20 protein-coding genes are annotated in these 22,203 nt (G+C 50.5%); 10 read left to right on the forward strand and 10 right to left on the reverse strand.

Translation table 11 applies throughout. The annotated features are described in order from the left end of the window. Positions 1 to 17 precede the first annotated feature (17 nt). Positions 18 to 1,448 carry a cytochrome-c oxidase, cbb3-type subunit I gene (gene ccoN, locus P2G53_RS12710; RefSeq protein ID WP_275817816.1) on the reverse strand — a complete coding sequence of 477 codons (1,431 nt, stop codon included), beginning with the start codon at positions 1,446 to 1,448 and terminating at the stop codon, positions 18 to 20. 421 nt (positions 1,449 to 1,869) lie between these two features. Here ccoN and P2G53_RS12715 point away from each other — a divergent pair, with 421 nt between their 5' ends. Continuing rightward, entirely contained in the window at positions 1,870 to 2,478 is a 609-nt protein-coding gene (locus tag P2G53_RS12715) for an alpha/beta family hydrolase (RefSeq protein ID WP_275817818.1), read from the forward strand. After that, positions 2,475 to 3,536 (forward strand): 23S rRNA (cytidine(2498)-2'-O)-methyltransferase RlmM, encoded by a 1,062-nt coding sequence (rlmM, locus tag P2G53_RS12720; RefSeq protein WP_275817820.1) that lies wholly within the window; start codon positions 2,475 to 2,477, stop codon positions 3,534 to 3,536. Before P2G53_RS12715 ends, rlmM begins: the two co-directional genes overlap by 4 nt. A gap of 58 nt (positions 3,537 to 3,594) precedes the next feature. On the opposite strand, the gene P2G53_RS12725 is transcribed toward rlmM, so the two are convergent. Continuing rightward, complete coding sequence (locus tag P2G53_RS12725) at positions 3,595 to 3,876, reverse strand: antibiotic biosynthesis monooxygenase (protein ID WP_275817821.1); 282 nt, start codon at positions 3,874 to 3,876, stop codon at positions 3,595 to 3,597. A gap of 157 nt (positions 3,877 to 4,033) precedes the next feature. Between P2G53_RS12725 and tusA the strand changes: the two genes are divergently transcribed. The 3 genes from tusA (at position 4,034) to P2G53_RS12740 (ending at position 7,375) form a co-directional block, all read left to right on the forward strand. Further along, positions 4,034 to 4,270 (forward strand): sulfurtransferase TusA, encoded by a 237-nt coding sequence (gene tusA / locus P2G53_RS12730; RefSeq protein ID WP_275817822.1) that lies wholly within the window; start codon positions 4,034 to 4,036, stop codon positions 4,268 to 4,270. Then, positions 4,267 to 4,815, forward strand: a complete 549-nt coding sequence (locus P2G53_RS12735) for a ProQ/FinO family protein (protein WP_275817824.1) — start codon at positions 4,267 to 4,269, stop codon at positions 4,813 to 4,815. The genes tusA and P2G53_RS12735 overlap by 4 nt, the downstream gene beginning before the upstream one ends. A 382-nt stretch (positions 4,816 to 5,197) precedes the next feature. Continuing rightward, on the forward strand, positions 5,198 to 7,375 hold the full coding sequence (locus tag P2G53_RS12740) for a GGDEF domain-containing phosphodiesterase (RefSeq protein WP_275817826.1): 2,178 nt from the start codon (positions 5,198 to 5,200) through the stop codon (positions 7,373 to 7,375). Here P2G53_RS12740 and P2G53_RS12745 read toward each other — a convergent pair. Continuing rightward, positions 7,372 to 8,421, reverse strand: coding sequence for a DUF3080 family protein (locus P2G53_RS12745; RefSeq protein ID WP_275817828.1), 1,050 nt, complete (start codon positions 8,419 to 8,421; stop codon positions 7,372 to 7,374). The two genes, P2G53_RS12740 and P2G53_RS12745, sit on opposite strands and share 4 nt — an antisense overlap. Continuing rightward, positions 8,414 to 9,739, reverse strand: coding sequence for an MATE family efflux transporter (locus P2G53_RS12750; RefSeq protein ID WP_275817830.1), 1,326 nt, complete (start codon positions 9,737 to 9,739; stop codon positions 8,414 to 8,416). The genes P2G53_RS12745 and P2G53_RS12750 overlap by 8 nt, the downstream gene beginning before the upstream one ends. 196 nt (positions 9,740 to 9,935) lie before the next feature. Here P2G53_RS12750 and P2G53_RS12755 point away from each other — a divergent pair, with 196 nt between their 5' ends. Together P2G53_RS12755 and P2G53_RS12760 are read left to right on the forward strand one after the other, a co-directional pair. Continuing rightward, on the forward strand, positions 9,936 to 11,396 hold the full coding sequence (locus P2G53_RS12755; RefSeq protein ID WP_275817832.1) for an NAD-dependent succinate-semialdehyde dehydrogenase: 1,461 nt from the start codon (positions 9,936 to 9,938) through the stop codon (positions 11,394 to 11,396). Between the two features lie 291 nt (positions 11,397 to 11,687). Then, positions 11,688 to 11,888 (forward strand): cold-shock protein, encoded by a 201-nt coding sequence (locus tag P2G53_RS12760; protein ID WP_275817834.1) that lies wholly within the window; start codon positions 11,688 to 11,690, stop codon positions 11,886 to 11,888. 93 nt (positions 11,889 to 11,981) lie between these two features. On the opposite strand, the gene P2G53_RS12765 is transcribed toward P2G53_RS12760, so the two are convergent. Both P2G53_RS12765 and mqo read right to left on the reverse strand, forming a co-directional pair. Continuing rightward, on the reverse strand, positions 11,982 to 12,218 hold the full coding sequence (locus P2G53_RS12765; protein WP_275817836.1) for a YkgJ family cysteine cluster protein: 237 nt from the start codon (positions 12,216 to 12,218) through the stop codon (positions 11,982 to 11,984). A 54-nt stretch (positions 12,219 to 12,272) separates the two neighbouring features. Further along, complete coding sequence (gene mqo, locus P2G53_RS12770; RefSeq protein WP_275817838.1) at positions 12,273 to 13,793, reverse strand: malate dehydrogenase (quinone); 1,521 nt, start codon at positions 13,791 to 13,793, stop codon at positions 12,273 to 12,275. A 391-nt stretch (positions 13,794 to 14,184) separates the two neighbouring features. Between mqo and P2G53_RS12775 the strand changes: the two genes are divergently transcribed. Continuing rightward, the gene (locus P2G53_RS12775; RefSeq protein ID WP_275817840.1) at positions 14,185 to 14,589 is read left to right on the forward strand and encodes an SMI1/KNR4 family protein; all 405 of its coding nucleotides are present in this window, start codon (positions 14,185 to 14,187) and stop codon (positions 14,587 to 14,589) included. A gap of 44 nt (positions 14,590 to 14,633) precedes the next feature. Here P2G53_RS12775 and phaC read toward each other — a convergent pair whose 3' ends face one another. Continuing rightward, the gene (gene phaC, locus P2G53_RS12780) at positions 14,634 to 16,373 is read right to left on the reverse strand and encodes a class I poly(R)-hydroxyalkanoic acid synthase (RefSeq protein WP_275817842.1); all 1,740 of its coding nucleotides are present in this window, start codon (positions 16,371 to 16,373) and stop codon (positions 14,634 to 14,636) included. Between the two features lie 300 nt (positions 16,374 to 16,673). Here phaC and P2G53_RS12785 point away from each other — a divergent pair, with 300 nt between their 5' ends. Further along, the gene (locus P2G53_RS12785; RefSeq protein WP_275817844.1) at positions 16,674 to 16,940 is read left to right on the forward strand and encodes a glutaredoxin family protein; all 267 of its coding nucleotides are present in this window, start codon (positions 16,674 to 16,676) and stop codon (positions 16,938 to 16,940) included. Here P2G53_RS12785 and P2G53_RS12790 read toward each other — a convergent pair. Both P2G53_RS12790 and P2G53_RS12795 read right to left on the reverse strand, forming a co-directional pair. After that, positions 16,918 to 17,724: a TatD family hydrolase gene (locus P2G53_RS12790; protein ID WP_275817846.1), complete on the reverse strand. Its 807-nt coding sequence runs from the start codon at positions 17,722 to 17,724 to the stop codon at positions 16,918 to 16,920. The two genes, P2G53_RS12785 and P2G53_RS12790, sit on opposite strands and share 23 nt — an antisense overlap. Before the next feature lie 14 nt (positions 17,725 to 17,738). After that, positions 17,739 to 19,697 (reverse strand): transglycosylase SLT domain-containing protein, encoded by a 1,959-nt coding sequence (locus P2G53_RS12795; RefSeq protein WP_275817848.1) that lies wholly within the window; start codon positions 19,695 to 19,697, stop codon positions 17,739 to 17,741. A 168-nt stretch (positions 19,698 to 19,865) separates the two neighbouring features. Here P2G53_RS12795 and P2G53_RS12800 point away from each other — a divergent pair, with 168 nt between their 5' ends. Next, complete coding sequence (locus P2G53_RS12800; protein WP_275817850.1) at positions 19,866 to 21,746, forward strand: ATP-binding cassette domain-containing protein; 1,881 nt, start codon at positions 19,866 to 19,868, stop codon at positions 21,744 to 21,746. On the opposite strand, the gene P2G53_RS12805 is transcribed toward P2G53_RS12800, so the two are convergent. After that, positions 21,747 to 22,181, reverse strand: a complete 435-nt coding sequence (locus P2G53_RS12805) for a universal stress protein (RefSeq protein ID WP_275817852.1) — start codon at positions 22,179 to 22,181, stop codon at positions 21,747 to 21,749. Between the last annotated feature and the right edge of the window lie 22 nt (positions 22,182 to 22,203).

The raw sequence follows: 22,203 nt of genomic DNA on the forward strand, positions 1-22,203 counted from the left end.
TTTAACTCCTATCGGCCTTAAGCTGTCTGTGGTGCAGCTTCAGCAGCAGGTGCAGTGCTGCCTTTACGCACGGTCTGCCAGGTGTTGTATGCCATCAGCAACATACCTGTCAGGAAGAACATGCCGCCCAACCAGCGCACAAAGTAACCTGGGTGAGAGGCTTCCAGTGCTTCAACAAAGCTGTAGGTCAGAGTGCCGTCTTCGTTTACTGCACGCCACATCAGACCCTGCAGAATACCGTTTACCCACATCGCACAGATGTACAGTACGGTACCGACAGTTGCCAGCCAGAAGTGAGTGTTGATCAGGCCAACAGAGTACATCTGAGCCTTGCCGAACAGACGCGGAATCATGTGATAAACCGCACCGATGGAGATCATCGCTACCCAACCCAATGCGCCAGCGTGTACGTGGCCAACGGTCCAGTCAGTGTAGTGAGACAGGGCGTTTACCGTCTTGATGGACATCATCGGGCCTTCGAAGGTAGACATACCGTAGAAAGACAGAGATACCACCAGGAAGCGCAGAACAGGGTCAGTACGCAGTTTGTGCCATGCGCCGGACAGAGTCATCATACCGTTGATCATGCCACCCCAGGATGGCGCCAGCAGGATCAGGGACATTACCATCGCTACAGACTGAGTCCAGTCAGGCAGCGCGGTGTAGTGAAGGTGGTGACCACCCGCCCAAATGTAAGTCGCAATCAGTGCCCAGAAGTGCACGATGGACAGACGGTAAGAGTAGATTGGACGCTCAGCCTGTTTTGGCACGAAGTAGTACATCATGCCCAGGAAGCCTGCAGTCAGGAAGAAACCTACCGCATTGTGTCCGTACCACCACTGAACCATGGCATCCACAGTACCTGGGTAAACAGAGTAGGACTTCATGAAGCTAACCGGCAGGGCTGCACTGTTCACGATGTGCAGGACTGCAACCGTGATGATGAAAGCCATGTAGAACCAGTTACCTACATAAATGTGGGAGGTTTTACGCATTTTCACTGTTCCTAGGAAAACAATCGCGTAGGCAACCCACACCAGCGTAATCAGGATATCGATTGGCCATTCCAGCTCGGCATACTCTTTAGAAGAGGTATAACCCAGCGGCAGGGTGATAGCAGCAGCCAGGATAACGGCCTGCCAGCCCCAGAAAGTAAATGCAGCCAGACCGTCAGAAATCAGACGGCGCTGACAGGTACGCTGTACCACGTAGTAAGACGTTGCAAACAGGGCGCAACCGCCGAATGCAAAGATAACTGCGTTGGTGTGCAGTGGACGCAGACGACCAAAGGTCAGCCACGGAGTATCAAAGTTCAGTGCAGGCCAAACCAGCTGCGCAGCAATCAGGACACCGACGGTCATACCGACGATACCCCAAATTACTGTCATGATGGCGAACTGGCGCACCACTTTGTAGTTGTAGGTGGTTGGTTCAGTTGCTGTGCTCATGTCAGGCTCTCATCAACAAGCTTTTTTGGGAAAATGGAATTTCGGGGGCAATTATCTGGGAATAGCCCCGGGTTTTCAATGCAATTACCGGAATGCCTGAGGCAAATTGTCGCACTGCCGTAACCACGCCGGGTGTGATTACATCAAAAAGAACAATCAAAACACTTAATTTCAACTCATTGAAATATATTAATAATTTTATCTTGTTATGGACTTAAGGGGCACGTTGATCAGGTGCGGCTATAGGTCGTTTGACGCATTTTTAACAATTCAGGGGCAGAACGGTATTCCGAGTTTAGTTGATATATGTCAAATGTGCAGAAACGCTCTGAAGCCCTGTTAGGAGCTGGACTTGGGCTTTCGTATTAGTCAGGCAACCGGTTGGGAATTCAGTATAATGCAGCCACTTTTAACCTGAGTGATGCAAACTGTGGTTCAGATCGAAGGACAGCCTAATAAAGGTCGGGTGTTGCTGGCCCATGGTGCGGGTGCGGGGAGTGACAGCGCGTTTATGCAACAGCTTTCCTCGGGGCTGGCTGCGTTGGGGCTTGAGGTGATCCGTTTTGAATTTCCTTATATGCAGCGTATTCGGGTTGAACAAAAACGTCGTCCACCGGATCGGCAACCGGTGTTACTGGATTGTTTTGAACAGTTGATCGACACCTACTACAGTCCGGACATTCCGCTCTATATCAGCGGTAAATCAATGGGCGGTCGCATGGCCAGTATGCTGATGGAACATCCTAAAGTGACTGCTGGCTGGGTGTTTGGTTATCCCTTTCATGCACCCGGTAAACAGCAACCACGCATTGAGCACCTGCAAGCCCTGCAAAAGCCGTTAACTATCTTTCAGGGTGAACGAGATCCTATGGGTAACCGGGATGAGGTGCAGAACTACCCGCTGAGTGACGCTGTTCGGATTCATTGGCTTAAGGATGGTAATCATGAACTTAAACCGAGAAAAAGTGCAGGCTGTACTCAGGAACAACATTTGGCAAGCTGTTTTGCAGTAATAGGAGCACAGTTGTGAGCTTTTTTGACCGTCTAATCCTGCAATGTCGCGCAGGCTTTGAAAAAGAGGCCGCGGCTGAAATCACAGAACGGGCTTCAGAGCTCGGATTCTATGGTTATTGCATGCTGGATCAGGATGCAGGGTATCTGAGTTTTCATCTGCCGGAACCCGGCACGGCGGAAAAACTGATCAGCGCATTGTCGTTCCGGTCACTGATCTTTATTCGTCAGTGGTCGGTGGCAGGGGAGTGTCTGTCACTGGAGGGTGGTGATCGGGTAGGGCAAATTTTGCCATATTTGCCTGAGTTTCCAGACTGTTGTGAAGTGGTGGTTGAATATCCGGATACCACAGCCGGTCGTGAACTGGCTGGTTTTTCCCGTAAATTTGGTTCAGCACTGGCGCAGCATCTGCGTAAAGCAGGGGTGCTCAAAAAAGGGTCTGAAAACCGGTTGTCCCTTTTTGTCCTCTCAGGACAGCGTATCTTTCTGGGTTACATGCCACGTAGAAATTCTTCTGGCTGGCTCTGTGGCATCCTCAGACTGAAATTCCCGCAGCAGGCCCCCAGTCGTTCAACTCTGAAACTGGAAGAGGCCTGGCACTGGTTTGTCCCGGCTAAACAGTGGGATGAGCGCTTGCCATTTGGCGCCACTGCAGTGGATCTGGGCGCAGCGCCAGGTGGCTGGACCTGGCAATTGGTTCAGCGCAATATGTTTGTCACGGCGGTGGATAATGGCCCGATGCAGCCAGCCCTGATGGAGTCAGGTCAGGTTGAACATGTGAAGGAAGATGCCTACAGCTTTGCTCCGGCCAAACCTGTCAACTGGATGGTCTGTGATGTGGTGGATAAACCGGTCAGAACGGCTCATCTGGCGGTTGAGTGGATGCTGAATGGCTGGTGCGATGAAATGATTTTCAATCTGAAACTGCCGATGAAGCAGCGCTACCAAGAGACGCGGCAGTGTCTCAATTTGATTGAAGACCAGTTGGCGGCAGCGGGCATTGGTTTCAAACTGTCTGCCCGGCACCTTTATCATGACCGGGAAGAGATCACCTGCCATTTAAGGCGCCTTAAATAAAAAAAACGGAGCCCGAGGGCTCCGTTGATGTCGCCTGCGTCAACGCATGCGTATGTCATCAGTGTTCAAAAATGGTGATTTTTTCTTCAGTTTCCATCATCGGAATCAACTGCTCCATCATCTCCTTGCGGGCATCAGAGCTCATCCAGCGTTGCCAGTCCTGCAGAGTGCGATAGCTCGCAATAATCAGTCTGTGATTAGGGTCGACAACATTACGCAGGACTTCTCCGGATATGAAGCCCGGAGATTGCATGGCCAGTTGCAGGGTAGCCTGAGCGGCACGGTCATAATGCATTATCAGTTCTTCAGCGATATGACGTTCAATCAAGACCCGGATCATTCTTATTCTCCCCGTATAAATATATCCCTCTGTTATTTCTAGCATGGACGATTTTTCGGCTGAATGCGAGTTTCAACTTATTGCTTTGGAAAGAACTTTTTATACGCCGGTGAATTTGAGAGAATGCGCGGCATTAATCTGTTTTACCGTGGTATAAATGAAAGCTGATCATACCCTTGATGCGCGTGGACTCTATTGTCCGGAACCTGTTATGTTGCTGCACGGACAGATTGGTGCCATGCAGTCAGGTGAAATTTTGCACGTCTTGGCAACAGATCCATCCACGCAGCGTGATATCCCAAAATTTTGTGCGTTTCTTGGGCATGAGCTGCTGGATCAGTATGTTGATGAAGGGCTGTTTGGATATTACATCCGTAAAGGCCAGGTCAGTTGAGTAGTGCCGAAATTGATCGTCTGAAAAAGATGACAGAGCAGTTAGTAGTGAGGCTTGAATCAGAGCTGGAGCAGGCGGAAGTCAGCCGGTCGGGATTCAAGTCGGACACCCTTAGTGAGGCTGAAACCGTGAATGATGAAGTAAAAAACAGTGCCAAGGCTAAATCTAAAAATCGTGCTGCTAATATGGCCGCCTTGCAGTTGCTGATAGATGCCTACCCAAAGGTGTTTGACCGCCAGAATGTACGCCCCCTCAAAATCGGTATTCAGGAAGATCTGGTTGCTGATGGCAAAATCGCCAAAAATAAAATCAAACGCGCTTTGGCGAGTTATGTTCGCTCCCTCAACTATTATCGCTCACTCCGTGAAGGGGCAGAGCGGATCGATCTTAAAGGCGAAGCCGCCGGGCTGGTGACGCAGTCTGAGTCCGACCATGCCAAAGAGAAGCTGAAAGAGATCAATAAAAATCGTCTGCAGCAGCGTAAAAAACAGGAAAAAGATGAGCGTATTAACCGCAAATTAGAAATGCTGGTAACGCGTAAGTAAGCCCTATCAACGGATGCTTCGTGTCGATTTGATAACCTGCGCATTGCCAGTGTTTTCAGTCGATTCGGAGCATTTTTTATGATGGTTGACTGAAACAAAAATTTTTGTTGCGTTGCAGCAAAAGTTAAGTTAAAAATAGAGCGCACCTTAAAGGATAAGTGTGCGGGTATAAAAGCGATGGTTCTGCCTGGAGTGGCGGGGTCGGTTACTATTTGCAAGGATGACACGTTCCTTTAAGGGATTGTATGTTGCGCTGCTTTTATACATTGCAAAACAGCTATCGGGCTGTTCAACGTTTTACCCCCTCTGTCACTGCTGGACACAGCAACGACCGTTTTTATTCCATACTGTCAGGCTTCACAACTCTGCTGGCGAGGCCTCTATGCTGATGTCGGCTTTTGCTTTCGATCAGGTTCATTGGCTGATTCTTCTCTGTTTGCTGCTATTCGTGGCATTGGTGAGTGGACACAAGCCACTGTTTCAGTTTTTTCGATCATCCAACACCTGTTCAGACGCAGCATCATCTCAAGCCTGTCACGATTACCAGTTGCTCCTGAACAGCGAAGCGCATGGTGTGATGCTCTGTAATTTGCAGGGTGAAATGCTTTGCAATCGGTTTGTCCACCAATTGCTGGGTTGGCCTGCGGGAACGCCACAACCGGTTACGTTGCTTCAGTCGGTGTTGCAGGCGGTGCATTTTAGTCGTCTTAGCGGAACCATTCGCCAGCAGCAATCAATATCATTTCCGGTTTCGCTGGCAGAGATCGGTTTTCTCTTGCAGGGGCAGCCCCTGAAGCAGCCATCACTTTCTGGTCACTCGTATATTATTCGTTTATTACCTCTGAACGAACGGCGCTTAAACCCTAACTTTGAGCGGATCTGCAGACACATCAATGAAATTGAAGATGCAGCAGCCATTGTCGATCTTGATCTCAATATCTGCTCGGTCAACCAACGCTTTGATGAACTGACCGGCTACAGTACTGCTGAGGTTTTATCGCGTAACCTGACTTCTCTGCGCAGTACAGAAAATCCAGCCGATTTCTACGAAGCTCTGTGGCAGCAGGTGAGAGACTCCGGTCATTTTTCAGGCAAGGTTCTCAGTCGTGACAAGGAGGGACGCACCTTTCTGCATCGGCTGACGATAAGTGAAATCCTCAATGACCAGGGGGTTGTGACCCATTATCTCTGTATTTATGGCGAAGTGGCTGAGTCGCGTCCCGCCAATCTTATGTCGGGGGATGCGCTGTCGCTGGCGACGGAGCATAAACGTCTGGATCTGTTGTTCCGTCAGCGTGTAATGCAGTTTGAGCGTTTCAATCTGGTCTTGCTGAATATCAATCGTTTCTCCCGCATTCAGCAGACGCAGCATGCTGGTGCGGCTCATGAGGTATTGGATCAGTTACGCCTGAGACTGGAAAAGTCCTGCTCTGCACAGGATATCATCGGTCGTTACGGCCGGGATGAGTTTGTGATTTTGTGTCCGGACAGTGAGTCCTATACCGAGTCACTGTTGCGGGAGATTGTACGTCATCTGCAACAACCGATTCAGTTAGATGATCTCAATGTGTTTATTTCGGTCAGCATGGGGGTTGCGCGCTATCCGGAACATGCCGGTGATTTGTCAGCCCTTATTAATGCAGCAGGTATCGCCATGCGCGGGGTGGCAAACGGCGAAAACCGCGTCGGTTATTACCGTCAGGCCCTGGGTGATGCGGCAGCTAAAAGTCTCAGAATGGAAAGTCTGCTACGTAATGCGATTGATCGGGCTGAATTGAGCCTGCATTACCAGCCAATTTTTAACGCACGCTGCGAGATGGTGAAGGTAGAGGCCTTATTACGCTGGCATAGTCCTGAACTGGGTCATGTATCACCGGGTGAATTTATCCCTGTCGCCGAACAGAGTTCACTCATCGACAAGCTGGGGTATTGGGTAATCCATGAAGCCTGCCGGCAACATCTGGCCTGGCGCAAGGAGGGTCTGCAGATCCCGATTGCCATCAATATCTCCAGCCGGCAGTTGCGGGAGCCTGCTTTTGCAGAAAGGTTGCTGCGAGCACTGCGAATTCATGGTGTCAGTCCTGACCAGTTATTGCTGGAGGTTACGGAATCGGCTCTGATGGAGCAGCTTGATGCCGGTGCCGATATTCTGCAGCATCTGAGTGATCAGGGTTTTTCGATAGCGATTGATGATTTTGGCACAGGCTACTCATCGCTGGCGTATCTGCAGCGTTTTCCTGCATCGACATTGAAAATCGATCGTTCCTTTATCGTGGGGTTGGTGCAAAACAAAGATACCCGGGTGCTGGATTCCATTTTGCAGATGGCACGTACCCTTGAAAAATCAGTGGTGGTTGAAGGCGTTGAAAACGCTGCCCAGCTGCTCTATCTGCAAAATCGTGCAGTGGATCAGTTACAAGGGTTCCTGCTTGCCAGGCCCATGCCCGCAGATAGGCTGCTCTCTGATTACCAGAACCGGCAATTGTTGGTTCATCCCGCTCTGCAAGTTTCAGTAGCTGAAGTGAGCGTGAAGTCAGATCTGGACAGATTGCCGGGCTAACGGCTGGGCATCAGGCCACACTGCATCAGGATCTGCTGCCAGGCTTCAGTGTGCCGGTTGCGAGCTTGTTCATAACGGCGCCACAATCCCTGTTCACCCAACCATAACGCCCGGTAGTTATGCATGTTTTCCGGCATTACGCCTTCGTTCTCAAAGAGTTGCCAGAGTTGTTGGTGAGTGCCAATCCAGCTGCTGGCGTGGCGTTGTACTTCTGCCATGTAAGGTTGCACCGCGGCGGCATAATATTTCTGAAACACATTTCTCAAGATAGTCGCCTGTGGCGTGGGTTGTTGCTGGAAACACAAGGGTCGTTCAGCCAGTCTCAGTTCAATGATATTGGCGGTCTGATTCAGATAGGCCGTCAGTAATCGAAGACTTTGCAGGATTTGAGCACCCGCTTCAGATTGATGCAGTTCGGCATAGGCCGCTTCTACCTGTTTGATTAGCTCAGCATTAATTTGCTGATTGTTCAGCGCCGCTTGCGTAGCAAACAACAGCGTCTGCATTGGGGCAGACGGGCTGGGATTGTTGTCACGGGCCAGCGGCGCTGCACTGAGGGCAAAATGTTGTTCAATCTCCGTAGCAGTGTATATGCCGTTCCAGAGCTCTGCGGGCAGGTTGAGCTGTTTGAGCCTGAGAATTTCTGAGACCTGTTGGATTAAATCCCGGTCTGTTGCTGGATCGTCTTGCAGTAACTGTGCGCAAGACCGAATGCCCTGATAGAACTTCAACTCATAGATAAGCCGACTTGCAGGGGTATACACCTTGCCGAGTGAGCTGTTGCGTTCGGCAATCATGGGCAGCAGACCACAGTGTTTTAGTTTGAGTACATCCAGTAGGCCCTCGCGTATTTCCGTGGTCGGCTGCAGGCGTGCACGGCGTGGGGGAAAGGCCGGAATGGCAGGAAACATAGCCTTGGGTTGCTCGATATCCAGCACACGGCTGACCCGCAGGCTGTAGTCATCCAGCATGTCTTCGACATCGTTCTGTTGTCCGCAGCCGACAAACATCAAAGCTGAGATGAGCAATACAGCGGGCTTAAGCAAGGTAACGCCTGTTTAAAAAATAGTAACGCGATAGCAGTAGTATAGCGCCTGCCGTCAGGCCTCCCAGTAGTCCATACCAGAAACCCAAAGCACCTAAGGGAGCCGAAATCAGGCTGGTTTTTGCCAGTATGTAGCCCAAAGGTAAGCCAAAACACCAGTAAGCGAGAAACACCAGAATAAGCGGCACGGCGGTGTCTTTGTGGCCACGTAAAATACCGGATGTAGTGATCTGCAGGGCATCCGGAAACTGAAACAGCAGGGCAACCCAAAGCAGTGAGATGCAGATCTCGATCAACACAGGATCACGGGTATACAGGCTGGCGATCTGTTGATTAAACAGCGCAATGCCTAACGCCGCGAGGCTGGCAAACAACAGTGCTAACTGCAGACCGCAGCGGGCTGTAAATAAGGCAGCCTGAGGCTTTTGCTGGCCCAGTTGATGCCCTACGCGGATAGTCATGGCCATGGACAAACTGAGCGGCAACATAAAAATCAGGCCGGTAAAGCTGATCGTGATCTGGTGCGCGCCAATTTGCACCTCGCCCAGATCTGCCAGCAATAAACCGATCAGCGTGAACATGCTGACTTCGATCAGCAGCGCCATGCCAATGGGCATACCCAGCCGGATAAACGGCCAGAGTGTCTGCCAGGACGGGTATTGCCAATTGCTAAACAGCTGCATGCGGCCAAACAGACTGGAATGGTGCAGATAGACCAGCATGCTGGTCAGCATGATCCAAAGCACAATGCAGCTGGCCCAGCCACAGCCCTCAGCACCTAATTCCGGCAAGCCAAGTTTGCCGTATATCAGTACATAGTTCAGCGGAATATTGCATATCAGACCCAGCAGGGCGATCTGCATTCCGGGACGGGTCTTGCCAAAACCTTCGATATAACAGCGCAGCAACTGATACACAAACAGCGCAGGAAATCCCCAGCTGATAGCCGCCAGATAACCCTGCGTTAAATGGGCCAGTGCGGGATCAATCTCCATTAAACTCAATAGCACACTGCTGTTTTGCAGAAGTAGAAAAGCGACACCACTGAGCATCAGCGCCAGGAACAGCCCGATATGCAGTTGTTCACGGGTTTTCTCAGGCTGGTTGGCACCGACCAGATGCGCCACCAGAGGCGTGGTCGCCATTAATATGCCCTGGCAGGATAAAAACAGCGGTAGCCAGATCGCCGATCCAAGGGCTACTGCGGCAAGATCGAGGGTGCCGTAATGTCCTGCCATCAAGGTATCGACAAATCCGATGGCTGTCTGAGCCAGTTGAGCTAAAAAAACCGGCCAGGCCAGCGACAGGATCGCTTTCATTTCTGTTGAAGCGCGCAGATCAGTGTTCCTTACATGCTGAAGTAAAACTCAGAGAGTGTATCGGTTATACCGGCAGTCACCTAGCCTGATTACGTTGAAAACGGTTTTAATCAATAGTCTGATACGCTGCGTGTGGTTGAATCTATTCGGTATACTTTTACCAAGGCCAGATGGATTTTTTCAGGAGCAAAGCACGATGTTGGATATTCTCAATAGCCCGCTTTTCAGACAACAAGCCTATATCAACGGCTGTTGGTGTGATGCGGATGATCAGCAGGTTTTTGAAATATACAACCCGGCTGATGGCAGCGTGATTGGGACAGTACCAAAATTGAACGCCGCCATGATTGAAGCCACCGTGGATGCGGCAGCAGATGCATTTGAAAGCTGGAAGAAAACCACAGCCAAACAACGTGCTCAGATCCTTAAAAACTGGTATCAGCGGGTCATTGACAATGCCAGCACCTTAGCGGCGATCTTGTCACTTGAGCAGGGTAAACCCCTGGCTGAAGCAAAGGGTGAGATTCTCTATGGCGCATCCTTTATAGAATGGTTTGCCGAAGAAGCCCGACGGGCCTATGGCGAGATGATTCCGTCACATAAGCCCGATGCGCGGATTCTGGTGAATAAAAAACCTGTAGGTGTTGTTGCTGCCATCACGCCCTGGAATTTCCCCATGGCAATGATTACCCGCAAAGCGGCACCTGCTTTGGCCGCAGGTTGTAGTTTCATTGTTAAACCGGCTGAAGATACGCCTTTTTCGGCATTAGCATTGGCAGCGTTGGCGGAGGAGGCGGGTGTACCGGCGGGGGTGTTTAATGTGGTCACCGGTGATCCGGTAGAAATTGGTCAGACGCTGACCAGCAGCTCCGTTGTGAAAAAACTTTCATTTACCGGATCAACCGCGGTCGGCAAGCTGTTGATGCGTCAATGTGCTGATACGGTGAAACGGGTTTCACTGGAACTGGGTGGCAATGCGCCTTTTATCGTCTTTGAGGATGCTGATCTTGATCTGGCATTACAGGGAGCGATGGCTTCAAAGTACCGTAATGCCGGTCAAACCTGTATCTCTGTCAACCGTTTTCTGGTGCAGCGAGGTGTCTACGATCAGTTTGTGGACAGACTGAGTAAGGCAGTATCGGCTTTATCTGTAGGTCGGGGAGACGTGTCAGGTGTCCAGGTCGGACCACTGATTAATGCTGCTGCTGTTGAAAAGGTAAAAACTCATATCGATGATGCTATTGATCAGGGCGCGCAGGTTGTCTGTGGCGGTTCACAACACGCACTTGGCGGTTGTTTTTTTCAGCCAACCGTAGTCAGTGGCGTAAAGCGTGGTATGAGAGTGCTGCGTGAAGAAACCTTTGGACCGCTTTCAGCTGTGGTTTGTTTTGATACAGAAGCTGAGGCGGTTGCCATGGCAAACGATACTGAATATGGATTGGCCGCTTATTTCTATACTCAGGATCTGGCTAGAGCATGGCGTGTTTCTGAGCAATTGGAGTATGGCATGGTGGGTATTAACGAGGCGATGATATCAACCGAAGTGGCACCCTTTGGTGGGGTAAAAGAGTCTGGAATCGGTCGCGAAGGTGCGCGTCAGGGCATCGATGAATATCTTGATCTGCAATATACATTGATGGGTGGTTTGGCACCATAAAGGTGCATTTTGATTAAAAACTACTCAAATCCACGCAGATTAGACTAAGGTATAATGATATTTTCCCTATTAGTTATAAACCTATGCAAAATGTAATTGATTTCACATAAAAGCACGCTATGATCAGTGTGCTAGAAAAGAATACGGCTTGCATTATGGATCGACGTAACACCTGTGGTTCGTTCTTTTGATCATAAGTAATTCCATATCTTCTCTGCTCAACGTTCTACTCTACGAATTTTCGCTGAGGCAGAACTAAATTACTCATGTTCAAAAAAATGGTGAACTACTATGGCAACTGGTACCGTTAAATGGTTTAACGACGAGAAAGGTTTTGGTTTCATTGCTCAGGAAAACGGTCCTGACGTATTTGCACACTTCAGTGCTATCCAGGGTGACGGTTTCAAAACTCTGGCTGAAGGTCAGAAAGTTGAATTCAACATCACTCAGGGTCAGAAAGGCCCACAGGCTGAAAACATCACTAAGGTGTAATTTCAGCAGCCGGATATTTATCCGGTATTGATGCAAAAAGGCAGAGATTTTTCTCTGCCTTTTTTGTTTCTGATCTCTTTTGATTCTTATAGCTTAAGGGCAGGTATCTGCTTCAAGCTGGGTCAGTAAAATCAAAGCTTCCTCGCGTCGGGTTCCGCAGTGCTCCTGCAGAGCAGGAAAATCAGCACACACCTTAGGCCGTTCCGGCTTGCCAAAGATGCCACAGCGCATATCCTCAGTCAGATGCACGCAGGGAACCCCGGCTGGTTTGTTCAGGCTGGATATACTGGGCGCTATACAGCAGGCGCCACAGCCTAGACGACACTCCATTTATTCGCTTCCGATTTCAGGTATTAAAAAAGCCGGCGGATGCCGGCTTTCAGGTTAGCTTGCTACGGCCCGGTCAGGGGCCTCACTGAGGTCACCCTCAAAGAGTTGCAGCGTAGTTAACGTGCGCCTGCGAATGCTGCGCATCAGCTCGGTTTCTTTGCTCAGATCATGCCCGTAGGAAGGAATCATTTCCAGCAACTTTTGTTGCCATGCTTCTGAGGCGAGCTTGTCTTTAAAGCAGCGTTCAATCACGTTAATCATGGTTGGAACAGCGGTAGATGCACCGGGAGAAGCACCCAGCAGCGCTGCCAGAGAGCCATCAGCGGAAGAGATGACTTCGGTACCAAATTCCAGTTTACCTTTGCCATTAGCATCTTTTTTGATGATCTGAACACGCTGGCCAGCATAAGACAGTTCCCAGTCCTCATCTTTTGCCTGCGGGTAGAATTTGCGCAGGGCGTCAACGCGGTCTCCGTGGGACTGCATCACTTCACTGATCAGGTAGCGGGTAAGGTCCATATTGTTCATGCCAACAGACAGCATGGGTTTGAGGTTGCCCAGGGTGATGCTTTTGGGCATATCCAGCATGGAACCTTCTTTCAGGAACTTGGTGGTAAAACCAGCAAAAGGACCAAACAGCAGTGCCTGCTTACCGTCAATGATGCGAGTATCCAGATGTGGTACGGACATCGGCGGTGCGCCAATGGGGGCTGCGCCGTATACTTTCGCCAGATGCTGGCTGACAATTTCCGGTTTTTTGCAGACCAGCCACTGGCCGCTGACCGGGAAACCACCATAACCTTCACCTTCTTCAATTTCAGAAAGCTGCAGCAGAGGCAGTGCACCGCCACCGGCACCCAGGAAAACAAATTTGGCGTTGTAGGATTCTTTTGCGCCATCTGAGTGTTTCAGGGTGACTTTCCAGCTACCGTCTTTCTGTTTATCGAGATCCGTTACGGTACGGCTCAACAGCAGCTCGAAATTGTCATGTTTCTGGAGGTAGTTAACCATGTTGCGTGCGAGCGCACCAAAGTTAACATCGGAGCCAAATTTAATACGGGTCGCGGCCAGCTTCTCGCTGGGGTCGCGATCAACCATGATCAATGGCATCCACTCTCTCAGAACAGCGTGGTCTTCGGTATATTCCATATGCTCAAACTGCGGATGCTGGCTCAGTGCAGCATAGCGTTTACGCAGGAACTCAACGTTTTTATCACCCCAGACGAAACTCTGATGTGGCACGGGGTTGATAAAGTTAGACGGTTCAGGCAAGGAGCCCTGCTCGACCAGGTAAGACCAGAATTGCAGACTGACTTCGAAGGCTGAATTGATGGCAAATGCTTTAGCGGTATTGATGGTGCCATCGGGCATTTCAGGAGTGTAATTCAATTCGCAGTAGGCGGCGTGGCCAGTACCGGCATTGTTCATACCGTCAGTACTTTCTTTGGCGACATGATCCAGTCGTTCAACCATACTGATGGTCAGAGAAGGATCCAGCTGCTTAAGCAATACGCCCAGCGTGGTACTCATGGCGCCAGCGCCTATAAGTAGTACGTCTACCGATTTTGTGGTCATAGAAACTTCGCCATTTAGTCTTAAGTAATGGGAATAGGATTAACAGTGACGCAGAGCTTGTGGCTCAACGAATTGTGCATTGCCAGAAGGGTGGTATGACAGATGCAGTAACCGCTGCGGCCTGAAATCCATATGCTGAACATCTACAAGATAGTACTTTGCCGAAGCATTGATGTTGCAGCGCAGTCGCTCGATTATACGTAATATGTTTGCAAAGTCTCCATAGACCTCCTGAATATGCATTATCCATTTGTTTGATAATACGCCTAAAGTGGCATGTCAGCGGGCTTTGCAGATTCACCACCCAGCGGGATTCAGCTGGGTGTAATGAGGCTTTGCAGCCATTTTGGTGTCGCAGGTAGAATAGTGAAAAATTTTCAGGAGAACGGTAGTGGATGACACAATTGAACGGTTGAGAGAGGTGAATATGGATGTACCCACACCGCTTGAGTTACCGGATGAAGATCTGCTGGTTGAGATTGAAGAAGCGATGCTGATTGGTCTGCCGCGGGATTATAAACAGTTCCTGCTGGAGGTCAGTGACGTTGTATATGGCAGCCTTGAACCGGCTACGGCAGCTGATCCCGGGTCGCACACCTATCTGCCGGATCTGGCAGCCAGAGCCTGGGATGAAGGCATGCCACGTTATTTGATCCCGGTTTGTGAATCACCGTTGGGCTTTTATGCCATCAACCCTGAAGGTGTTATTGTGTATTGGGCCGAAGGCGAGTTGACGGATGAGGAGTGGCCCACGATCTGGGACTGGGCTGAAGAGGTCTGGCTCGCTGGAGCATAAAAAAAACCGGAGCATTGGCTCCGGTTTTTTGTAAGTGCAGGTGATTACTTGATGCGGGCAGCCACGTAATGGCCTGGTGCTGCTTCAAGCGACTTGAATGTGTCATTGCCTGCAGCGGCAGGTGCTGGTACTTTGCTGCCGGCACGTTTTTTCAGCCACTCAGCCCAGTGAGGCCACCATGAACCTTCCTGTTTCTCGGAGGTTTCCAACCAGTGGTCAGCACCTTTGCCCAGTTCACCATTGATCCAGTAGTGACGACGGTTCTTGGACGCAGGGTTGATAACACCGGCAACGTGGCCGCTGGCACCCAGTACGAATTCAACCTTGCCTTTCATGAGTTCGGTACCGGTGAAGGTGCCTTTCCAGGGTGCAATGTGGTCTTCATAGGTGGAGAGGAAGTAGACCGGAATTTTGATCTTGGACAGATCAATCTGTTCACCACAAATGGTCAGGCCATTTGGCTCAACCAGTTTGTTTTCCAGATACATGTTGTTGATGTAGAAGGTGTACATGCTGGCTGGCAGGTTAGTAGAGTCACTGTTCCAGTACAGAATGTCGAACGGTGGTGGTGTCTGACCTTTCAGGTAGTTGTTCACCACGTAGGACCAAATCAGGTCGTTGGAGCGCAACATGTTGAATGAGGTGGCCAGTTCGCGACCGTTCAGGTAACCCTGGTTTTTAACCTTGTTTTCCAGATGTTTTACCTGCTGTTCGTCGATGAAGACGCAGAGGTCGCCCGGATCGGTAAAGTCGACCAGTGTGGTAAAGAAGGTCGCGGAAGCGATGCTGGTATCTTTACGTGCAGCCATCACAGCCAGCGCAGTTGTCAGCAGGGTACCGCCAACACACCAGGCTACAGCATTCAGCTTGTCACTGCCGGTGATGGCCTTAACTACTTCAGTTGCCTGAATGATGCCGCTTTCAACGTAATCATCCCAGCTGATGTAGCCCTGTTCTTCGGACGGGTTGATCCAGGAGATCAGAAATGTGGTCTGACCCTGGTCGACACAGTATTTAACAAATGAGTTATGTTCCTGCAGGTCAAGAATGTAGAATTTGTTGATGCACGGTGGAACAATCAGTGTCGGCTTGGCATAGGTTTCTTCAGTGGCCGGGCTGTACTGGATCAACTGGAACATCTCATTCTGGAAAACGACATCGCCTTTGGTGGTGGCAATGTTTTCACCCAGAACAAACGCAGACTCGTCAGTCATGGAGATACGACCTTTCTCCAGGTCGCCCAACAGGTTTTTCAGACCGTCAACCAGACTCTGACCTTTTGATTCCAGTGCCTGCTGCAATACTTCCGGGTTGGTGAATGCGAAATTGGTTGGTGACATCGCATCAATGTACTGCTGGGTGTAGAACTCCAGCTTTTTCTGTTCGGTATCGGACAGTTTTGCGTTTGCCGCCATTTCAGACAGCAGTTTAGAGCTCAGCAGGTATGACTGTTTGATGTAGTCAAATACCGGGTTAGCGGACCATTCTTCTGCCTGAAAACGGCGATCACCACGGGCCGGTTGAGCCACGCTCTCTTCCTTGTTGCCCGTTAGAAGATTTTTCCACAGGTTGATCTGACCCTGCTGGTATTCGGTAATGGTACGGATCCAGAGGGTTGGATCTTCCCATGAACGGTTGGCCAATTCTGTCCATGACTGGCTAAACTGACGGAAGATGTCATCGCCACCGGAGGCGTAAAACATATCCAGCATCTTTTTTGTTTCAGAGTTCAGGAAATCGATAAGCTCTTGTGGGTTCGAGAGCAGGTTGCTTTTGTTTTGCATGGAATCGCCTTTATATTCAGTCTCAATGTATTGGCTGGCGGAACGTTGCGGCGTCTTATGAGTGTATTTATTTTTGCGAAGCCAAAGGTTCAATATCCATCATATTCTGTTGCAGTGCAAGTAAAGTGAATGTTTCTTGGCCAATAGTAGAATGCGCTTATTCTATTGGGATATAGCCTTGCTACTTCTGTAGTGTCGAGGCTTAAGAAACTGAATCATCTCAGTTTTGGCAATGGATGTTCGACATTTGATTGTGCATTTGCATAATGAGCGCGTTTTCTAAATGACAGGTAAATCAGTGTGAAATACTGCTTGGAACTGCTGGGTACGGAAGGGTGTCATCTCTGTGATGTGGCGGCGGATATTCTGGTGGCCAATTTGAATCCGGCGGAATGGGAGGTTTATCAGGTTGATATCGCCGAAGAAGACTTGATTGATGCCTACGGGCTGCGGATTCCCGTGCTGCGGGATATCAAAACAGGGCTTGAGCTTGACTGGCCTTTTGATGCCTCTACGCTGTCTGACTACCTTTACCGCATTCAGCTCAGATCTGATTTGAAAAATTAAATAGCCGCTCACAGTTTTCCATCACCTGCTGGCTCAACAGCTCAGTGGGGCGGCCTGTCAGGCTTGCAACGGTGCTGGCAATATGCGGCAGGTATTCGGGCAGGTTGCGGCGCGATTTGGGCTTTGGTTTCAAATCACGGGGAATCAGATAGGGGGCATCTGTTTCAAGTAATAACCGGTTTGCGGGAATATCTCTTACCAGCCTCTGTAAAGTTTCACCGCGACGCTCATCACAGATCCAGCCGGTAATCCCGATATACAGATCAAGATCCAGATATTTATAGAGCGCTTCTTTATCGCCGGTGAAGCAGTGTGCAACACCTCCCGCGATCTGATCGCGATATGTTTTTAGAATTTCGGTCTGACGTTGCTGAGCATCCCGTTCATGCAGGAACAGGGGAAGGCGGGTTTCACTTGCCAGCTCAAGCTGTTGCTCGAAGGCGTATTCCTGCTGTTGTGGGGTAGAAAAATTTCGGTTGAAATCCAGCCCGGTTTCACCCACAGCTACAACACCTGGCTCACTTAGTAATGATTTGAGATGGGAACGGGCTTCAGCGGTGAATGACTTGCTGTAATGGGGATGAACACCGATTGTGCAATACAGAGTCCCGGGATAGCTGTGAGTCAACGTCAGCGCCTGTTCGGACGACTCGACGGTGGTGCCGGTGACAATTAAGCGGCTGATACCGGCATTAAGTGCAGACTCAATGACCTCGTTCAGATCATTGTCAAAGGCGCCATCGGTCAGGTTGGCGCCAATATCAAGCCATTTCAGTGCAGACATTCAGGCCCTTAGCGTCATCTGTTTTGCCGGGACTGGTTAAGGGCGACCTGAGCCAGCTGCCGTTCAGTCATTAATTTTGCTACACGACCGTCTAAACGGTCATAAATCACGCGGTAAGCCAATACATTCTGCACGTATTTACGTGTTTCTGAGAACGGGATGGTTTCGATCCAGACATCCAGCGGCAGGTGACCGCGCTCAGACAGCCAACGTGATACCCGATGCGGCCCGGCGTTGTACGCCGCAGCAGCATAGGCCGGGTTCTGGTCAAATTTTTTCATCATATCGCTGAGATATGCCGAACCAAGCGCGACATTGGTAATGGGGTCATTCAGCTGACTGGAACGACTGTAGGTTACCTGATGTTTTTTTGCGGTCAGTTTGGCTGTGGCAGGCATCAATTGCATTAAACCGCGGGCACCGGCATGAGACTGCGCTGAACTCAGAAACGCGCTCTCCTGACGGGCTATAGCCATTGGGAAACTCAGATCGAGACCCTGTTTTTGCGCCTGAGTCTTGAACAGGTTGGCGTAGGGCTGTGGGAAACGATGCGAAATGTTGTCCCAATCTTCGGTCTGTGCGGCGATGATGATTGCTTGCAGGTGCCAGCCCCAACTGTGTGCCAGTTCTGCGGCGAGTTGCTGTTGCTCAACGGAAAGTGATTTTTTGGCGTTGTACCACTCGCGGTTGGCTTCAAGCAGGCGGCCAAGACTATAAAGCTCACGTGCCCGTTTAAGCGCAGGTATATCTGCAACGGCGGTCAGCGCTTCTGCCGCGAAAGGTTTGTGTTCTTTATTGAGTTGAAAAGCACTGCCGGTTAACTCTGCAGCGAGAAAGCCGTAAAAACTACGATCTTCAGACAGTGCTTTGAGTTCTGTTTGTACGTCGCTTTGCGGCTCGATATGTTGCTTGGCGATCAGTGCCCAGTATTTCCAGGTCGTTTCTGTTTTCTTTTCTGCGGGCAGGTGTGCGATACCGTTTGCAACGGCTTTCCAGTCTTCAGCCTGCAACGCGTTACGAATACGGCTCTCTGTTAGCAGTGGCAGTGAGTAGTCAGGGTCCAGTTCTTGGCTGAAACGAATGGCGTCAGGGTGGTAACGCCAGTTGAGCCGCAGGCCAATATATTCGTTGATATTGGTTTGCTCGGAACGGTTGAGCGCCTGATCACGCAGTGCAAGCCAGCGCTCAGTGGCGGTAATCGGATGCTGTTTGAACCAGCGTTTTACAATCAGTTCCAGTGCCGTGGCACGATGCGCTTTATCGATCTGCTGCAGCGAGCTTAAGCTCAGGCTTTCCGGATTATTATACAAACTCCAGAAAGTCTCATGCTGTTGCTTGAGTCGGTTATCCTTCACAAAACGAGAGGCGTACTTGGCGAGACTGGTCTCATCATCGGCCAGTGCATTCCAGAAACGGGTATTGGCTTCAGCAGAAGTAGGGTGGCCCTGTTTAATCCAGGCATCAAACAGCGGGTCACAGCTTTTCGGCTGTGAATAGCCGGCCTGCCAGAGTTCTGGAGCCTCAGCCAGCGCTTTGGCGCTGTTGCCTGTGTGCATCTCAGCGACCAGTTTGTGGCACAGATAATGGGTATCAGGCAGCGGTTGGATGGCGTACTGTGTCAGGTAAGTATGCCATTGCTGTGTTGAAGCCAGGTGGTTCAGCCACTTTTTGTGAAGCTGTGTCGAGAGCGGCGAATCTTCAGCACGTTGAATGAATTCAACGACCTGGCCCTGAGACAGCTCACTGAGCGCACGGGTCATGGCATGGTAATCTAGATAGATTGCCAGAGGGTAATCCCGCAGCCTGGATCTCAACGCGTTGAAATCCTCAGTCTGATTTTTTTCCAGCGCAGTCATGGCTTGCTGAAATTGCTGACGCTGTGTTGTCAGCTGGGAGTTGTCTTTCGCTGCATCGACGGACAAGCTGAAACATGCAGCAACGGAAAGTAAAACAGTGGTAACGGTACGCTTCATCCTTTGGGCCTGTATCCGTTTTTATTTTAATTCAGGTACTACTCTTCCTTTCTTATACGGCAGAAAACGCTCCAGCTGAATGTTATTTCAGCAATATGCAGTAATTTCATGCACAGGTATAAATTTCCAGTAGAATAGCGCCTTTCCAGCCAGTTTTCATGATTATTTATGCCCTTAATTCGACTTGACAATGTATGTATAGCCTTTGGCGATAAGCCTTTGCTGCAGGATGTTAATTTCCAGATAGAGCCCGGTGAACGGGTTGCGCTGGTTGGACTCAACGGTGCAGGCAAATCCACCATGCTCAGACTGATTTCCGGGCAGCACGCGACGGACAGTGGCGAGTTCTGGGTAGCGCCGACCTGCCATATCGCTGAATTGCCGCAAAGCATGCCTGCCGCCGATGAGCGCAAAGTGGTGGATGTGGTGACAGGGGGGCTGGCGTCAATTCAGGCCCTACGTGCTGAATATGATCAGCTGGCGATGTCTGAAGAGCCGGATCTGAAGGCTTTGGAGCGTTTGCAGCACGAAATTGAAGCGGTGGACGGCTGGCATCTGGAACAGCGGGTTCAACGCATCATCGAACAGCTCAATCTGCCGGCGGACCGTTTGATGTCTGAGTTATCCGGCGGCTGGAGGCGCCGTGTGGCGCTGGGGGCGGCGCTGGTACAAAACCCGCAGTTGCTCTTGCTGGATGAGCCGACGAACCATCTGGATATTGAAACTATCGAGTGGCTGGAGCAGCAACTGCTGGAGTTTAAAGGAGGATTGCTGATCATCTCCCACGACCGTGCGCTGGTCGACCGGTTGGCGACGCGCATTATTGAGCTGGACCGTGGGGTGCTTACCTCCTTTCCCGGTGCGTATCACACTTACCTTGAGCGCAAAGCGAAAATGCTGGAAGACGAAGCCCGGCACAATGCTGAGTTCGACAAGAAGCTGGCTCAGGAGGAGCGCTGGATCAGACAGGGCATCAAGGCTCGCCGCACCCGTAATGAAGGTCGTGTCCGTGCGCTGAAACAGCTTCGTAACGAGCGTTCGGAACGGCTGGACCGGCAGGGTAAGGCTCGGTTCAATCTGGAAGAAGCGACGCGCAGTGGCAAGCTGGTTGCCGAGCTTCAGGGCGTTGGTCTCAGTTTTGAGGGTAAAACACTCTTTAAAGATCTGGACTTTTTGTTGCAGCGTGGTGATCGGGTAGGGTTGATTGGTCCAAATGGAGCGGGCAAAAGTTCGTTGCTGAATGTGCTGCTGGGCAAACAGGCTCCGGATACGGGCACGGTCAGGCTGGGGAGTAATCTTAAAGTTGCCTATTTTGACCAGCTAAGGGCACAGCTTGATCCTGAGAAATCAGTGATGGATAACATCGCAGAGGGGCGTGAATCCATTACGCTCAATGGCCGAAGCCGTCATTTGATCAGTTACCTGAGCGATTTTATGTTTGCGCCGGAACGTGCTCGTACCCCGGTCAAAGCCTTATCGGGGGGCGAGACGAACCGTGTATTGCTGGCAAAACTCTTCAGTCAGCCTGCAAACCTGCTGGTGCTGGATGAACCTACTAACGACCTGGATGTGGAAACACTGGAGTTGCTGGAAGAGATCATTATGGATTTTGACGGCACCTTGCTGCTGGTCAGTCATGATCGAACCTTCCTTGATAACGTGGTGACCAGCACGCTGGCGTTTGATGCGCCGGGGCAGGTCAAGGAGTATGTCGGTGGTTATCAGGATTGGCTGAGACAGCGTCCGACAAAAGCTGCACCACAGCCAGCAGCTAAAAAGCCTGAGGCAAAACCTGAAGAAAAGGTGCGTACGGTACTGAAAAAACTCAGTTATAAACTGCAGCGTGAGTTAGATTCGTTGCCCGATCTGCTAGAAGCTGCAGAAGCTGCGCTTGACGCGCTGCAAATCGAAACCAGTGACGCTGCTTTTTATCAGCAGGATCCTGCGCATGTGACGTCTCGTCTGCAAGCATTGCAGGATCAGGAAGCGGAGCTTGAGCGTTTAATGGAGCGCTGGGTTGAGCTTGAAGCGATGCAACAGGGCGAATAATCAACTGACAATTCGGACAGCCAGCACATCGCATTTGGCACCATGCAGAATGCCGTTGGCTGTTGAACCCAGCAGTAACGCAAGTCCATGCCGCCCGTGACTGCCAACCACGATCAGGTCAATCTGATGTTCATCGGCCAGCCGGTGGACTTCAGTTTCGATATGTCCGGTGATTACAAACTGTTGTTTCACCGGATAACCTAAACCTTCAGCGTATTTGATCAGGTTCTGGTGTGCATGTTCATCCAGTTGCTCCTGAATAACACCCAGATCAATCGGCACATCGCCACCATAGGCAAAACTCAAAGGCTCAATCACATGCACCAGATAGAGCTCTGCACTATTGGCTGATGCCAGCGCACTGGCTTTTGCTTTGAGTTGCTCACACTCTTCGGTCAGATCCACTGCGAGCAAAATCTTCTGATAAGTTTGCATAAGGAATCCTTCTGTTTCATCT

The sequence above is a fragment of the Neptuniibacter sp. CAU 1671 genome (genome assembly GCF_029222905.1).
Classification (GTDB): domain Bacteria; phylum Pseudomonadota; class Gammaproteobacteria; order Pseudomonadales; family Balneatricaceae; genus Neptuniibacter.

What these genes read in the sequence shown, in the direction of transcription:
- ccoN (WP_275817816.1), bottom strand. Translation starts at nt 1,448, where the DNA reads ATGAGCACAGCAACTGAACCAACCACCTACAACTACAAAGTGGTGCGC.
- P2G53_RS12715 (WP_275817818.1), top strand. Translation starts at nt 1,870, where the DNA reads ATGCAAACTGTGGTTCAGATCGAAGGACAGCCTAATAAAGGTCGGGTG.
- P2G53_RS12725 (WP_275817821.1), bottom strand. Translation starts at nt 3,876, where the DNA reads ATGATCCGGGTCTTGATTGAACGTCATATCGCTGAAGAACTGATAATG.
- tusA (WP_275817822.1), top strand. Translation starts at nt 4,034, where the DNA reads ATGAAAGCTGATCATACCCTTGATGCGCGTGGACTCTATTGTCCGGAA.
- P2G53_RS12740 (WP_275817826.1), top strand. Translation starts at nt 5,198, where the DNA reads ATGCTGATGTCGGCTTTTGCTTTCGATCAGGTTCATTGGCTGATTCTT.
- P2G53_RS12750 (WP_275817830.1), bottom strand. Translation starts at nt 9,739, where the DNA reads ATGAAAGCGATCCTGTCGCTGGCCTGGCCGGTTTTTTTAGCTCAACTG.
- P2G53_RS12755 (WP_275817832.1), top strand. Translation starts at nt 9,936, where the DNA reads ATGTTGGATATTCTCAATAGCCCGCTTTTCAGACAACAAGCCTATATC.
- P2G53_RS12760 (WP_275817834.1), top strand. Translation starts at nt 11,688, where the DNA reads ATGGCAACTGGTACCGTTAAATGGTTTAACGACGAGAAAGGTTTTGGT.
- P2G53_RS12765 (WP_275817836.1), bottom strand. Translation starts at nt 12,218, where the DNA reads ATGGAGTGTCGTCTAGGCTGTGGCGCCTGCTGTATAGCGCCCAGTATA.
- mqo (WP_275817838.1), bottom strand. Translation starts at nt 13,793, where the DNA reads ATGACCACAAAATCGGTAGACGTACTACTTATAGGCGCTGGCGCCATG.
- phaC (WP_275817842.1), bottom strand. Translation starts at nt 16,373, where the DNA reads ATGCAAAACAAAAGCAACCTGCTCTCGAACCCACAAGAGCTTATCGAT.
- P2G53_RS12790 (WP_275817846.1), bottom strand. Translation starts at nt 17,724, where the DNA reads ATGTCTGCACTGAAATGGCTTGATATTGGCGCCAACCTGACCGATGGC.
- P2G53_RS12795 (WP_275817848.1), bottom strand. Translation starts at nt 19,697, where the DNA reads ATGAAGCGTACCGTTACCACTGTTTTACTTTCCGTTGCTGCATGTTTC.
- P2G53_RS12800 (WP_275817850.1), top strand. Translation starts at nt 19,866, where the DNA reads ATGCCCTTAATTCGACTTGACAATGTATGTATAGCCTTTGGCGATAAG.
- P2G53_RS12805 (WP_275817852.1), bottom strand. Translation starts at nt 22,181, where the DNA reads ATGCAAACTTATCAGAAGATTTTGCTCGCAGTGGATCTGACCGAAGAG.